We start from the raw sequence: 13,878 nt of genomic DNA, 5'->3' as shown, positions 1-13,878 counted from the left end.
TAAAATCATCAATCGAAAACCCAATTGAAGGAATTCCTTCAATTGCTCCTTCTACCGCTGCCGACATTGTGCCAGAATATATCACCGAAATTGAAGCATTGGCTCCATGATTAATGCCACTAACGACTAAATCAATTTTTCTGTCTTTCAAAAAATGATGCTTTGCTAATTTTACGCAATCGGCTGGAGTTCCCGAACATTCGTAGGCCTCAATACCTTTAAATAATTTTGATTTTTTTACGTGAATTGTACTATCAACTGTAATTGCGTGTCCCATACCCGAATTTGGGCTGTCGGGTGCAACAACAAACACTTCTCCGATTTTTCGTACAACTTCAATCAGAACCGAAATGCCTTTTGAAGTGATTCCGTCATCATTAGTAACTAATATAAGTGGTTTCATATTTTGAATGTGAGGCAAACTTCATGTTCGCTAATAATATTTTGATGCAAATTAACAAAATGTTATGTAAGCAGAGTTTATATTTGCGAAGAATTTTTTAGAACACTATGATTATTACTTACAAAAAAGCTACTTACGAAGATATTACAAAGATTCGATTAATTGCAGAAAAAACATGGTTTGTTACTTATGAACCCATTTTAGGAAAAGAACAATCCAAATTTATGTTTGATTTGATTTATAATGAACATGCCCTTGCCGATCAAATGGTCGCTGGACAAGTTTTTGTTCTGCAATTTTCTGATGAACAAATAGTTGCATTTGCATCTTATTCAATAAAAGAAGAAGAGAAATGTATTTATAAATTGAATAAAATATACTTAGACCCTGACTTTCAGGGAGCAGGTTTTGGTAAAAAATTATTACTTGAAGTAGAAGATCAACTAAGAGATTTGGATGGGAAAACGCTTGACTTGAATGTAAATAAATACAATAAAGCACGTTTTTTTTATGAAAAATTAGGTTTTGAGGTTATTTTAGAAGAAGATATTCCTATCGGATCTTATTGGATGAATGACTTTGTAATGCGAAAACAGTTGGTTTGAGAATCAGCTCAATAGTTTAACTCGTTCGATATACCGTTCAAATCGCTCGATATTTTGGGTAGGGTTTCCAGATTCAATATATTCAACTGAAAATTTTTCTTTAGAATTCAAATTTAACCTTCCTAAAATATTTTTCAAATGCCTTGCTGTACCCTCATTACCATCATAAATGCTTAAATGTGGAGCAATTTTCTTGAAAATTGGCTCAAAATAAGTAAAATGTGTGCAACCTAATACAAGAGAACCGAACCTTTTTATATCAAATTGTTCTAATGAATCCTTGATATATTGCGTAGCTTTTTCATCGAAAATCTCAGCCTCTGCCAATTTTACCAATTCAGGCAAAGCCAATCTTTCTACCAAATTATTTGCACCTAATAAATCTACTAATCGCTGGAATCTGACAGAACGAAGTGTAATTGGTGTTGCACAAACCAATATTTTTCGATGGAGTGGGTCATTATCAACTGCTACTTTTACTGCAGGCTGAATCGCAATGATGGGCAAAGTATATCGGCTTCTTAAATCTTCAATACATACATTTGTAGCAGTATTACACGCCAAAACGATTACTTTTACTTTTCGTTGAAAAAAATAATTTACTGCTTCATCAACATAAGATTTTATTTGGTCTTCTGTTTTAGTGCTATAAGGTACGTTTTCAGTATCGGCATAATAGCAATACTGCTCATCTGGCAATTGCAAAATGATTTCATGCAGAAGTGTGAGTCCACCAATACCAGAATCAAAAACGCCTATCATTAATCTTTATATAAGTAAAAATTGGTTTTCTAATTTGCTGATAATCAATGAGTTTTAATAAATAACAAGTTTAATATTAGCTCATTCACTAATTATTTTTAGAACGGAAACTCCTTTTCATCATCTAAATTTCGAGCTTGGTTTGCTTTACTTGGGATAGTAAATGCTCCACCAGGATTTGGCATTGAACTTGGAGGAGCATTTTGCTCAAAATTTTCTAAAGAACGAGCCGAAGCCATAGGTTTTGGCATATTGAAATCACCAAAATTATCTTGCCCTGGTAACGGAGAATAGAAGCCATCTAAATCGGTAAATTTAGTGTATTTACCGATGAAACGTAATTTCACTGTATCTACATCACCACTTCGGTTTTTGGCAATAATTACTTCACCTACACCTTCGGTTGAGTTTCCTTGTTCGTCTTGCGTAATTTTATAATATTCAGGACGATACAAAAACATAACCATGTCGGCATCTTGCTCTATCGAACCAGATTCACGTAAGTCAGATAACTGTGGACGTTTATCTCCACCACGGGTTTCAACGGCACGACTCAACTGTGAAAGTGCAATTACGGGTACATTTATTTCTTTAGCAAGGTTTTTCATGGCCCTAGAAATTGACGCAATTTCTTGCTCACGATTACCTTTCGAACCACCACCGCTATCGGCAGTCATTAGCTGCAAATAGTCAATAATAACCAAACCAATATCAAACTGAGCCTTCAAACGACGGCATTTTGCCCGCATTTCTAAAATAGATAGGGCAGGAGTATCATCAATATAAATGGGTGCATTAGAAAGATTTTTTATCTTTTGGTGCAATTGTACCCACTCATGATTTTCAAGTTTTCCTTTTCTTAATTTATTACTATCAATCTCGGCTTCTGCCGAAATCAAACGCAACATCAATTGAGTAGCCGACATTTCCAAAGAAAACATCGCCACTGGAATATTCCACTCAACTGCAGCATTTCGCATGGCTGACACTACAAATGCAGTTTTTCCCATGGCTGGTCTGGCCGCAATAATCGTCAATTCGGTATTTTGCCAACCACTCGTAATTCGGTCAAGTTCGGTAAAGCCACTGGCTACGCCCGTCAAACCGTCTTTATTATTTTTCTTTTTCTCTAATTCTTCAATCGTAGCACGCATGATAGTGCTGGCATCGGCATAGTTTTTACGAATATTTCTTTCCGAAATCTCAAAGAATGTCTGTTCTGTTTTATCTAATAAATTAAATACATCAGTTGTATCTTCGTAGGCATCTCTTAAAATATCACCCGCAATTTTTATCATATCACGCTTAATAGCCGACTGTGTAATGATACGTGCATGGTATTCGATATTGGCAGCAGAATTGACCTTGTTAGTCAGTTTTACCAAATAAGAAGCACCTCCAACAAACTCCAATTCGCCCGTACTTCTCAATTGAGTCGTTACGGTGAGCATATCAATTGGTTCCGATTTTCCAAAAAGAGAAATGATTGCTTTATAAATTCTTTGATGAGATTCTTTATAAAAACTTGAATCCTGGAGAATATCAACAACTGCCGTGAGGGCATCTTTTTCAATCATCAAAGCACCTAAAACGGCTTCTTCGAGTTCGACAGCTTGTGGTGGAAGTTTGCCTGATTCAGATCTTAAAGTTTCCAAAAAGAGGTTTTTGCCAAAACCTCTTGGGTTTTGATTGCTGTTAGACGGGTTATTTTGGTAACTTTTTTCCATAATATTAATACAATGTTAAGGAAAATTATTTTCTCAAAAAAGTAACTCTGTTTTTGAATATTTTTCGTTTTCAGTCTAATTACTTGATTATCAAGTAAAAAATTTTTTTTTGATATTTTTTTGTGGAAAACTCACCAAATATGTGAATAATTTTTGAACTTTGGGAGTCTAAAAGGTCTGGGCTAAAAGTCCGAACCTTATTTGTAAAATTAATAAATTAATCGGGTTATATACGCTAAACATTTAAACTAAACAAAATATAATTTTGACAGATAAAGTATTTACGTTGGATGAAGAAATCTCATTGACAGATTTTCTGGGTGTAGAAAATAATAATATCAAAGAGGTTGCAAAAGCATTTCCGTTGAGTAAGATTATTTCTCGTGGAAATCAAATATTAATTAAAGGAAATGTTGAGGAAATACATAGAATTTCGGATGTTTTAGAGGCTCTGATTCAACATTTAGAAAAATATGGACGACTGACCGCAGATCAGGTTCGTAGCTATATAAAGGCCGACATTGAATCAGCAACACACGAAATTCCTGATGATGACGTAATTTTGATTGGCACCAAAGGCAATGCGATTAAAGCACAAACTGCCAATCAGAAAAGAATGGTAGAGGCTGGAAAGAAGTTTGATATTGTTTTTGCGACAGGCCCCGCTGGTACAGGAAAAACCTACACAGCCGTAGCTTTAGCTGTAAAAGCCTTGAAAGATAAAGAGGTTAAGAAAATCATTATTACCCGTCCAGCGGTAGAAGCAGGAGAGAATTTAGGTTTTTTGCCAGGAGATTTAAAAGAAAAAATTGACCCGTATCTTCGTCCAATATACGATGCTTTAGATGATATGATTCCTGCTGAAAAATTAAAGTTTTTTATAGAAAATCGTACGATTGAAATTGCCCCACTCGCTTACATGAGAGGGCGAACACTCAATAATGCCTTTATTTTATTAGATGAAGCACAGAATACTACACCTATGCAAATTAAAATGTTTTTGACTCGCATGGGCCCACTATCTAAAGCTTTTATTACAGGTGATAAAACACAAATTGATTTACCAACAAAACAAAAATCTGGCTTGGCAGATGCTCTACATATTTTACAAAATATTACTGGTATCGGTTTTATCGAATTAGACGACCGTGACGTAGTGCGTCATAAATTGGTGCGAGATATTTTGAAAGCTTATGAACATTCGGATAAAAGTTGAAATTTTCAGATTACAATCGCAACTAAAAATTAAATTTTACACGTTTTGTATGGGATGAAAAAGTATTGCATAATAATAATTTTACTGCTCAATTTTAGCTCAATTGCACAAAAAACAAACATTTGTGCAAATGCTGCTTGTGATTCAATCTCAAAAATTTCTCATCCCGAACTTTCACTCAGAAAAATTAAGTATGAGCAGGTACTTGAAATCTATATGAAAGGGCAACAAAACTTTCGTATAGCTGCCGAAATCATCAGAATTCCTGTGGTAGTTCATGTCATTCACAACCAAGTTAGTAATGCTTTTTTAGGAACTAATATTTCTGATGAACAAGTTTTTTCGCAAATAAAGGTAATTAATGAAGATTACAGAAGAAAAATTGGAACCATGGGGTTTAATTCGAATGCGATTGGAGCGGACACTGAAATCGAGTTTTTTTTAGCAAACATTGACCCCGACGGAAAACCATCATCGGGTATTACTCGTTCTTTTAGTTCAAAAACCTCATTTAATATTATAAACGACAATGACCGTTTGATCATGTCAAATCTATCGTATTGGGATAGTAATAAATATTTGAATATTTGGGTTGCACCTTTGAGTTCAGGTTATATTGGTTACGGAGAGTTTCCTTATGCCGAAACTGTGGAGGGCTTGGAAACAGAAGCTACTGAAAACCTTGATGGTGTTTACATTGATTATACCACATTTGGAAAAAAAACGGGTACAAATACTAAAGGTTTATATAGTTTTGGGCGAACAACAACACACGAGATTGGCCATTGGTTAGGTCTTTATCATCCTTGGGGAGATGAGCGTTGCGGAACTGATTATGTTGCAGATACACCACAGTCAACAGGAGCAAATAGTTCGGCTTTTTGTAAAGATGTATTTTCGACTTGTGCAGGTACTCGAACCAGAAATTTGATTGAAGACTACATGGATTACTCGCCTGATTCGTGCATGAATATATTTACTCAGGGTCAAAAAGACCGAATGAGAGCTGCATTAGAATTAAGTAAACGCCGCAGAAGAGTTGTAAATTTTGCCAAATTTCAATTACCACCATCATCTACATTGCAAGCAGTAATTTTTCCAAATCCAACTATAAGTACAAATGTTCAAGTGCAGGTATTATTGCCGAATTTTCAAGATTTTGAGGTAAAAATTAGTGATATTTTTGGTAGAGAAGTATATACCGAATCATTTTCTGATTTACCCAGTACCATTGTAACGCTTAAAACCAAAGATTTGCCAGCAGGAAATTATTTTTTGACTGTAACTTCAAATATTCAAAAAGTCCAAAAAAGATTGGCTTTGTTTTAATTATTCGAATTTTTCAATTCCTTTTTTTCTTTCTTCCAGTATTTAATTCTACAATTTTATCAACTACTTGAATCGGTATTGTTATTTTTGTATCATCCCAAAGTAAATTCATGTTAAAACCGCCAGTTTGGTCATCAAACTGTACTGTAAAACCTTCGTAAATATCACTATTTTTACTAATTGGTGCTTCAAAAGTCAATACATTATTAGCAGCATTATAAGTAAAATCGCCCCATTGACCTAAGTCAGAGTTAAGTATGATTGTCCATTTATTTTTATCAGGGATGCTAAATAAAGTATATGTTCCTGCGGGTAAAGAAGTTTTTCCAATTTTGATATTGGTTGTAAAAGTTATTTCTGTAGCTTCATTGGCACCGGTTCTCCAAAGTTTTCCAAAAGGTACAAGGTCACCAAAAATCACTCTACCTTTCTTTAATGGTTGACCATAAGTGCATTTTACATAGTGATTTTCGGCCGTTTTAAGGTTTGCAATCACAATCGGGCTATTTCTAATTTGTGGTTTAACAATGCTATCGGATGGTACTTTACCAAATGACATTACATTGTTTTTAGCCAATGATAAAAAACTAATAAATAAAAAAACAAGACCAATTGAGTAAGATTTCATATTTTTGCGTTTTGAACAAGAATTATAATTATGTGGTAAATATTTAGCTCTCGACGGTATAGTTTGTTGGCTAAATTATGATAGGCGATTGCTATTTGCCTAAAAAATAAACGTTATAAAATGGAAAAAGTTGTGAATCAAAAGCCCGATTTTGATGATATATTTATGGATTTGGCAAAAAACCTTGCCTTACGCTCACATTGTGTAAAAGCTCAGGTTGGGGCAGTTTTGACAAAAGATACTCGAATCATTTCTATTGGATATAATGGGCCACCAGCTCATACACATAATTGCGACGAGGAGTTTCCGAATGAAGGTTGCCCACGTGATTCGAAAGGGAGTTGTTCGTTGGCTCTTCATGCCGAACAAAATGCCATTTTGTATGCTTCAAAAAATGGTGCAAATATTGAAGGAACAACGCTTTATGTTACGCTATCGCCTTGTATTGCTTGTGCAAGAGTAATATATTCGATGAAAATAAAAAAAGTTTTGTTTTGGAAATCCTACGCCCAATACAAAGGCATTGCCAATGATGAAGGCGTAGATTTTCTGAGAAAATTTGGAGTAGAGGTCATACAATTTAGTGAATAACTCCACCTTCTCCATGCACATGACCGTGAGATAGTTCGTCAGGATTAGCATTTCTTACCGAAATGATATGTCCAGTAAAGTGCATGGTTTGTCCCGCCAAAGGATGATTGAAGTCTAAAATGACATATTCAGGAAAAACCTCTGTTACTCTTCCAGTCATTTTATTTCCTTCATCATTGGCAAAAGGAATAAAATTGCCGATTTCTAACATTCCTTCTGGCACTTCATCGTTTTCGATTTTGAATTGTTCAATTGGGAAATCAATCAAGGCTTCTTCATCAATATTTCCATAACCATCTTCGGCACTAACAGTAAAATTAAATGTATCATCTGCTGAAAATCCGATTAGTTGGTTTTCAAATTCCTCGGGTAGTCCACTCAAGCCATGGATAAAAACCATTGGGTCGTCTTCACCGGCAATTTCCACCATTTCTCGTTTATCACCTTCGCCAACGTACAATTCATATACTAATTTTACTACTTTATTCGATTCAATTTTCATAAGTTAATCAGCGATGTATCGCCTTTTATTGATTTTATATTCAAAGAGTAAGTTATTTTTTTAACTTTGTCGCAAACGTACAAATTCTATATTATTTAATGAATTTTTTAGCACATTTATTTCTTTCGGGTGACTCCGAGGAGATTTTAGTTGGCAATCTTTTGGAAGATTTTGTTGTTGGAAGAATAGACCATCCTCGTAACCAAAATTACGATAACAATTTAAAAAATGGTATTTTGCTACATCGTTTGATTGATAGTTTTACCGATACTAATTCTTCAGTTAGTGCTTGTAAATCAGTGCTTTATAAAAAATACCACAAATATGCAGCCGTAGTTATTGATATATTTTTCGACCATTACTTAGCTATTCATTGGGATGAATATTCGTCTGAATCAGCACATGATTTCAGAAAAAGAGTTTACTTGTCTTTTAAAAATCATTGGGAAGTTTTACCAGAAAAAATGAAACCGTTGATAGAATCTATGATAAACCATGATTGGCTTAAAAATTATGGTGAGTTTTGGGGGATTGAACGAGCCTTGACCAGCATTTCTCGCCGTACCGTTTATGAATCGAATATGGAAAATGCAGTTGAAGATTTGAAATTGCATTATGATTTATTTGATGAAAAATTTAAAGAATTCTTCCCAATGATGATGGCTGAATGTCAAGCATTTTTAGAAGAAAAAGGGTATAATGTTTCAAATTTTAAATTACAGAGACGTATTATGTACGATTCTCGTTGATTAAGTATATGTCCGAAATTCTAAAATCAATCAAAAAAGATTCAATCAAATCCTTATATTTTCTTCATGGAGAAGAACCATTTCATATTGAGCAAATTGCCGATAAAATACAAAATTTGGCAATTCCTTTACATGAAAAAAGCTTTAATGAGTTTGTGCTTTTTGGAAAAGAATTGACCGTTGGTGCTTTGCTCAACTATGCTCGTCGTTTCCCAATGATGGCCGAGCGACAATTGGTTATAGTGAAAGATGCCAATCAAATTCAAGGTATTGACCTCAAAGAAAATCAAAAAATGTTGGAAGATTATGCCACAAATCCATTAAGTTCTACAATTTTGGTTTTGTGTTTTGGGAATGCCCAAGACGAGCGAAAAACTTGGGTGAAAGCATTTGCAAAGAAAGGTGTGTTGCAAAACTTCAAAAAGTTTTATGATAATCAATTGCCCGAATTTGTGGCAAGTTATTGTCATGGAAAAGGCGTAAAAATAAGTATGAAAGCCATTCAATTGCTTATCGAACACATCGGAAATGATTTGAAAAGACTCACGAGTGAAATAGATAAAGTTGTATTAAATGTAAAATTAGGCGATGGTATTGATGCTGACGTGATTCAGAAATATGTAGGTATCAGCAAAGAATACAATGTTTTTGAACTTCAAAAAGCACTAATTCAACGAGATATATTAAAAGCCAATCAAATTATTATTTACTTTGGCAACAGCCCAAAGGATAATCCGATTCAACCGATTCTGATAATTTTATATATTTTTTTCAGCAAAGTTTTACTCATTCAAGCTTCTAACGATAAATCTGAAAGTGCCGTCGCTTCATTATTAAAAGTCAATGTTTTTTTTGCAAAAGATTATCTTAATGCTTCTCGAAACTATTCTTTTCAGAAATTAACCCATATAATTCATTTCTTGAAAATTTCAGATTTAAAATCAAAAGGCGTTGAAACGGGTGAAGAAAATGAAGTAGATATTTTGAAAAAGCTGATTTTTGAAATTTTGCATTAAATATTTTGCCAAGAAGAACCCACTGATAATTTCGTTGGGATTAATTTGTTTAGTTTTCAAAAACGCAAAAAGCCTCAAATTGAGGCTTTTTAGTAGTTGCGGGAAGCGGGATCGAACCGCCGACCTTAGGGTTATGAATCCTACGCTCTAACCATCTGAGCTATCCCGCAGTAATTAATTAAAGTTGAATATTATTCGCTCTAATTATAATATTGCAAAATTAGTCAAAGTTTTCTTACATTGCAAAAAATCTATTTTAAGAATCAATAATTTCAGAAATATTTATAGTAATTCTTGGAAAAGTGATTCATTCATACTAAATCGAATCTGATAATTATCATTTCTAAATTTATTAGTGTTATGGAAAAATACAAGTTTTCTCGTGAATACGAATTCCGGGCATCGCCAAAGGTTTTATATCCGTATTTCAGCACACCAGCTGGTTTACAGCAATGGTTTGCTACAAAAGTTAAATATACGAATGACTCAAATTTTGATTTTCTTTGGGACGATGAAAGTCATCCAGCTCGATTATCTTCACAACGATTGAATAAATTGGTAAAGTTTGACTTTCTGAAAGATGATCAAAAAGGCAACTATGTAGAATTTAAATTAGAACAGAGTGAGCTTACGAATGCTACTTTTTTGAAGGTAACTGATAATTCTGATAACCACGATGAAACCGAATTGGAAGACATTTGGGATGGAATGGTAGATAAACTAAAAGAGATTGTGGGAGGTTGAAAAAGACTTGATTGTTAAAATAACTTAAAGGTCTTGCGAAAATGAAATTCCTAATGGAATTTTGTGTTTCATTCTTTTGGGCAATATATCGCTGGGCTTCGCATGAAAAAAATTGATTTGTTAGTCATACGTTCTTTTATAGGACCATTTATATTAACTACCTGCGTGGTAGTTTTTATTTTTTTGATGCGTTTCATCATGCTCTATTTCGCCGATTTTGTCGGAAAAGACTTAGGTTTAGACGTATTTGGAAAACTCTTCTTGTATTTTTCTTTCATCACAGTTCCTATATCTCTGCCACTTTCGGTGCTATTAGCATCTCTGATGTGTTTCGGCAATTTGGGCGAGTATTCAGAACTTACAGCCATCAAATCTGCAGGAATTCCAATTTCTCGTGTACTTTTACCTGCAGTTATTTTTGCTTTTGGTGTAAGTTTATTTTCGCTTTGGTTTAATAATACCATCAATCCTTGGGCAAATTTAAAAGGTTATAGCTTGCTTTATGATGTTAAAACCACGAAAGTTACGCTAAATGTGAAAGAAGGTATTTTTTATCGTGAGATTCCAGGCTACAAAATTAAGGTTTTAAAGAAATTTTCTGATGGAATAACTTTGAAAGGGGTTACTATTTATAACCATAATACAAATGATGGCAATGTAAATGTGACTTTGGCAGATTCAGGAAAAATGTATACCATGTATGACAATAATTACTTAGTTTTCGAGCTTTTCAATGGCACAAATTACGTCGATTATAAAAGTAATACTGGTGGAAGCTATAACGAAACTCAATTTGTAAAAAATGCTTTCAAACAAAATAAAATAGTGTTTTCATTAGAATCTTTTGGTATGAAACGTACCGACGAATCTCAGTTTAAGTACCATGAATACATGAAAAATATTTCTCAACTTAACATTCAAATAGATTCAATTAGACGTGACTTAGTAATCTCTCAAAAAAATCAAGCTGAAAATATTGGTCAATTTTACAATTTTCATTTGAAAAAATACCCAATTGATACTTCAAAAAAAGACTCTGTAAAATTAAAGAAAATATTAGCTGGAAAATGGATTGATGCCAAAATTGAACCTTTAGATAAAGACATGAAAAACATGGAGTTTCTTGAAGTGGCAATTTCTCAAGCAAAAAACCTTAGAGACCAGTTTTCAACTAATAATGATGTTTTTCTTAGTAAAAGAAGGGATGTTTTTAAGGCTGAAGTAGAAAAATGGCACAAATTTACGATGGCATTTGCATGTTTTGTTATGTTTTTGATTGGTTCTTCATTGGGTTCTATCATCAAAAAAGGAGGCTTCGGAATGCCCGTTTTGTTGTCGATCACTTTCTTTATTTTGATGTATATTTTGATGCAATTGGGCGATAAATATGCTAAAGAAGGTATTTGGCCTGTAATTATTGGTGTTTGGATGCCCGATTTCGTTCTTTTGTTGTTTGGACTTTATTTCCTTTATAAAGCAACCAACGATGCACGTCTGTTTGAAAGCGACATATATGATGTTTATTTAGAAAAAATAAAAACATACTGGCAACAAAGGAAGGCAGTAAAGAATAAAAAGTTAATAGGTTAAGGGTAATATGAAAATGATTTTGTTATTAATCCATTCACTTTTTCAAAGTGTTTGAATCTTCAATTGTGTTCCCATGTTTATATTTTTGTCAATAATATCAACGATGTGATTAAAATCATTTTCGTTTTCAGCATAATCTAAATCATTTACGTCAATAATAATTAATTTTCCATGAGTATATAAATTTGCAAAATCTTCGTATAGTTTATTCAAGCTGATTAAATAGCTTGGGTCGATATTTTTCTCAAAGTCACGCCCACGTTTTTTTATTTGTCTTTGAAGCTTGGGTAAATCAGCTCGTAAATAAATCATCAAATCGGGGTGCGAAATAGCTTGTGTGATGGTATTAAACATCCCCTGATATGTTCGATAGTCCGTTTCATTAAATTTTCCAGAGTCGAACAAATTGCGTGCAAAAATATACGCATCTTCATATATCGACCTGTCTTGAATAATTGTTTTTTCTTCGGTCAGCTTTTTTATTTTCAAAACTTGCTCAAAACGGCTGTTTAGAAAATAGATTTGTAAATGAAATGCCCATTTTTTCATGTCATCATAAAAAGGCGGCAAATATGGATTTCCATCAACGGCCTCATAAAGTACCTCCCAACCATAATGTTGAGCCAATTTTGTAGCTAAAGTTGTTTTTCCAGCACCAATATTTCCTGTAATTGCAATGTGCATTCTCTAATTTTAGGGTTTGTTCTTCAAAATTCAAAGGTAGAATAAATTTTTTATAACCTCCAATTTTGATTGTAGAACATTGAAAAACTAAGTATAATTCGTAATTTTGCACAAATTCAAATCCAACTTACATTTGGATATTTTGAAAAATCAATGAAAATAGAAGAGAAAACCGGCAACATAGCAAAATACAATGTTTTGTTATACTACATTTATTCACCAATCAATAATGTAGTCGAATACCGAGACTTGCACCATCAATTTTGTTTAGATAATCAACTTTTAGGAAGAATTATAGTTGCTCCCGAAGGACTAAACGGAACAGTTTCTGGGCTCGCCGAAGATTGCGAAAAATACATGGCTTGGATAAAAGCTGACCCAAGATTTATTAGTGTTGATTTTAAGGTTGAAAAAAGTGATGTACATACTTTTGCGAAATTGTATGTAAGAATCAAGAAGGAAATTGTGCATTCTGAGCTACCAGTCAATCCATTGGAACAAACGGGAACGCATCTTGAACCTGCTGAATTTAAGCAATTACTCAAAAATGACCCTAATGTTGTGTTGGTAGATATGCGTTCAAATTATGAACATTCGGTTGGAAGATTTAAGGGTGCAATAACTTTCGACATGGAAAATCTCAGAGATTTGCCCGATCATGTAAATGAAATTGAGCATTTGCGAAATAAAAAAATAATTACTTATTGCACAGGTGGTATCAAATGTGAGAAAGCAAGTGCTTATTTGCTTTCTCAAGGTTTTACTGATGTTTATCAGTTACACGGTGGCATAATTAAATATGGTTTGGAAGAAGGTGGGGAAGACTTTGACGGAAAATGTTATGTTTTTGATAATCGTTTAACGGCCGAGGTGAATAAAATAAACCCAGTTATTATATCAAAATGCCATATTTGTGGAACTAATAGTGATAGAATGGTCAATTGTGCCAATCCTGACTGTAATGAACATATTCCGATTTGTGAAAAATGCGGAGATGAAATGCAAGGAGCTTGCTCTGTGACCTGTAGAGAAAATCCAAGAAAACGTTTTTATGACGGAACAGGATATTATGCCAAGAATACCGAAGGTTATAAACCAGAAATTGCATTTAGAACAAGAAAAAACACTAAAAATCTTCAAATTGTAGAAGATTTGGGGCTTTAATTTTGATAAACATAGCTTTCGGATGAAAAAACGTAATTTAATTATTCTTATTTTAATTTGCTCATCAGCTATAATATTTGTTTTGGGTAGAATTTCAGGTATTTTTTTGCTTTTTACAATCAAAACAGCATCAAACTATCCTAATCTTAAACCGCATGATTTAATATT

General features: G+C 33.5%; 15 protein-coding genes and 1 tRNA gene. 9 read left to right on the top strand and 7 right to left on the bottom strand.

Annotated features, from left to right (window positions below; all coding sequences use genetic code 11):
- Positions 1 to 403: 5'/3'-nucleotidase SurE (gene surE / locus ACH2CJ_RS15965; RefSeq protein WP_394993952.1), on the bottom strand; the 403-nt coding region annotated here is incomplete at its 3' end.
- 107 nt (positions 404 to 510) lie between these two features.
- Here surE and ACH2CJ_RS15960 point away from each other — a divergent pair.
- Complete coding sequence (locus tag ACH2CJ_RS15960; RefSeq protein ID WP_394993951.1) at positions 511 to 1,008, top strand: GNAT family N-acetyltransferase; 498 nt, start codon at positions 511 to 513, stop codon at positions 1,006 to 1,008.
- Positions 1,009 to 1,011: 3 nt separating this feature from the next.
- Here the strand turns inward: ACH2CJ_RS15960 and murI are convergent, their stop codons facing one another.
- Together murI and dnaB are read right to left on the bottom strand one after the other, a co-directional pair.
- A complete protein-coding gene (murI, locus tag ACH2CJ_RS15955) occupies positions 1,012 to 1,770 on the bottom strand; it encodes a glutamate racemase (protein WP_394993950.1) in 759 nt (252 codons plus the stop codon).
- A 98-nt stretch (positions 1,771 to 1,868) separates the two neighbouring features.
- Entirely contained in the window at positions 1,869 to 3,497 is a 1,629-nt protein-coding gene (dnaB, locus tag ACH2CJ_RS15950; RefSeq protein WP_394993949.1) for a replicative DNA helicase, read from the bottom strand.
- 265 nt (positions 3,498 to 3,762) lie between these two features.
- Here dnaB and ACH2CJ_RS15945 point away from each other — a divergent pair, with 265 nt between their 5' ends.
- Positions 3,763 to 4,713, top strand: coding sequence for a PhoH family protein (locus ACH2CJ_RS15945; protein WP_394993948.1), 951 nt, complete (start codon positions 3,763 to 3,765; stop codon positions 4,711 to 4,713).
- Positions 4,714 to 4,767: 54 nt separating this feature from the next.
- Positions 4,768 to 6,042, top strand: a complete 1,275-nt coding sequence (locus tag ACH2CJ_RS15940; RefSeq protein WP_394993947.1) for a M43 family zinc metalloprotease — start codon at positions 4,768 to 4,770, stop codon at positions 6,040 to 6,042.
- A 13-nt stretch (positions 6,043 to 6,055) separates the two neighbouring features.
- On the opposite strand, the gene ACH2CJ_RS15935 is transcribed toward ACH2CJ_RS15940, so the two are convergent.
- Complete coding sequence (locus ACH2CJ_RS15935; RefSeq protein ID WP_394993946.1) at positions 6,056 to 6,670, bottom strand: DUF2911 domain-containing protein; 615 nt, start codon at positions 6,668 to 6,670, stop codon at positions 6,056 to 6,058.
- A 120-nt stretch (positions 6,671 to 6,790) separates the two neighbouring features.
- On the opposite strand from ACH2CJ_RS15935, the gene ACH2CJ_RS15930 reads away from it, so the two are divergent.
- The gene (locus ACH2CJ_RS15930; protein ID WP_394993945.1) at positions 6,791 to 7,261 is read left to right on the top strand and encodes a deoxycytidylate deaminase; all 471 of its coding nucleotides are present in this window, start codon (positions 6,791 to 6,793) and stop codon (positions 7,259 to 7,261) included.
- Here ACH2CJ_RS15930 and ACH2CJ_RS15925 read toward each other — a convergent pair.
- Positions 7,251 to 7,763: a peptidylprolyl isomerase gene (locus ACH2CJ_RS15925; protein ID WP_394993944.1), complete on the bottom strand. Its 513-nt coding sequence runs from the start codon at positions 7,761 to 7,763 to the stop codon at positions 7,251 to 7,253. The two genes, ACH2CJ_RS15930 and ACH2CJ_RS15925, sit on opposite strands and share 11 nt — an antisense overlap.
- Positions 7,764 to 7,861: 98 nt before the next feature.
- Here ACH2CJ_RS15925 and ACH2CJ_RS15920 point away from each other — a divergent pair, with 98 nt between their 5' ends.
- Together ACH2CJ_RS15920 and holA are read left to right on the top strand one after the other, a co-directional pair.
- Positions 7,862 to 8,512, top strand: coding sequence for an ACP phosphodiesterase (locus tag ACH2CJ_RS15920; RefSeq protein ID WP_394993943.1), 651 nt, complete (start codon positions 7,862 to 7,864; stop codon positions 8,510 to 8,512).
- Between the two features lie 8 nt (positions 8,513 to 8,520).
- Positions 8,521 to 9,528 (top strand): DNA polymerase III subunit delta, encoded by a 1,008-nt coding sequence (holA, locus tag ACH2CJ_RS15915; RefSeq protein ID WP_394993942.1) that lies wholly within the window; start codon positions 8,521 to 8,523, stop codon positions 9,526 to 9,528.
- Positions 9,529 to 9,624: 96 nt separating this feature from the next.
- Here the strand turns inward: holA and ACH2CJ_RS15910 are convergent.
- Positions 9,625 to 9,698, bottom strand: a tRNA-Met gene (locus ACH2CJ_RS15910).
- A gap of 190 nt (positions 9,699 to 9,888) precedes the next feature.
- Between ACH2CJ_RS15910 and ACH2CJ_RS15905 the strand changes: the two genes are divergently transcribed.
- Positions 9,889 to 10,272 (top strand): START-like domain-containing protein, encoded by a 384-nt coding sequence (locus ACH2CJ_RS15905; protein WP_394993941.1) that lies wholly within the window; start codon positions 9,889 to 9,891, stop codon positions 10,270 to 10,272.
- A 102-nt stretch (positions 10,273 to 10,374) separates the two neighbouring features.
- Entirely contained in the window at positions 10,375 to 11,862 is a 1,488-nt protein-coding gene (locus ACH2CJ_RS15900) for an LptF/LptG family permease (protein ID WP_394993940.1), read from the top strand.
- A 42-nt stretch (positions 11,863 to 11,904) separates the two neighbouring features.
- Here the strand turns inward: ACH2CJ_RS15900 and ACH2CJ_RS15895 are convergent, their stop codons facing one another.
- A complete protein-coding gene (locus tag ACH2CJ_RS15895) occupies positions 11,905 to 12,546 on the bottom strand; it encodes a deoxynucleoside kinase (RefSeq protein WP_394993939.1) in 642 nt (213 codons plus the stop codon).
- 153 nt (positions 12,547 to 12,699) lie between these two features.
- Here ACH2CJ_RS15895 and ACH2CJ_RS15890 point away from each other — a divergent pair, with 153 nt between their 5' ends.
- A complete protein-coding gene (locus tag ACH2CJ_RS15890; RefSeq protein WP_394993938.1) occupies positions 12,700 to 13,710 on the top strand; it encodes a rhodanese-related sulfurtransferase in 1,011 nt (336 codons plus the stop codon).
- Positions 13,711 to 13,878: the final 168 nt, after the last annotated feature.

The organism is Emticicia sp., from assembly GCF_043780375.1.
Classification (GTDB): Bacteria; Bacteroidota; Bacteroidia; order Cytophagales; family Spirosomataceae; genus Emticicia.
Note: the sequence above shows the minus strand (reverse complement) of the source record. Positions and strands in the feature narration are given on the sequence as shown.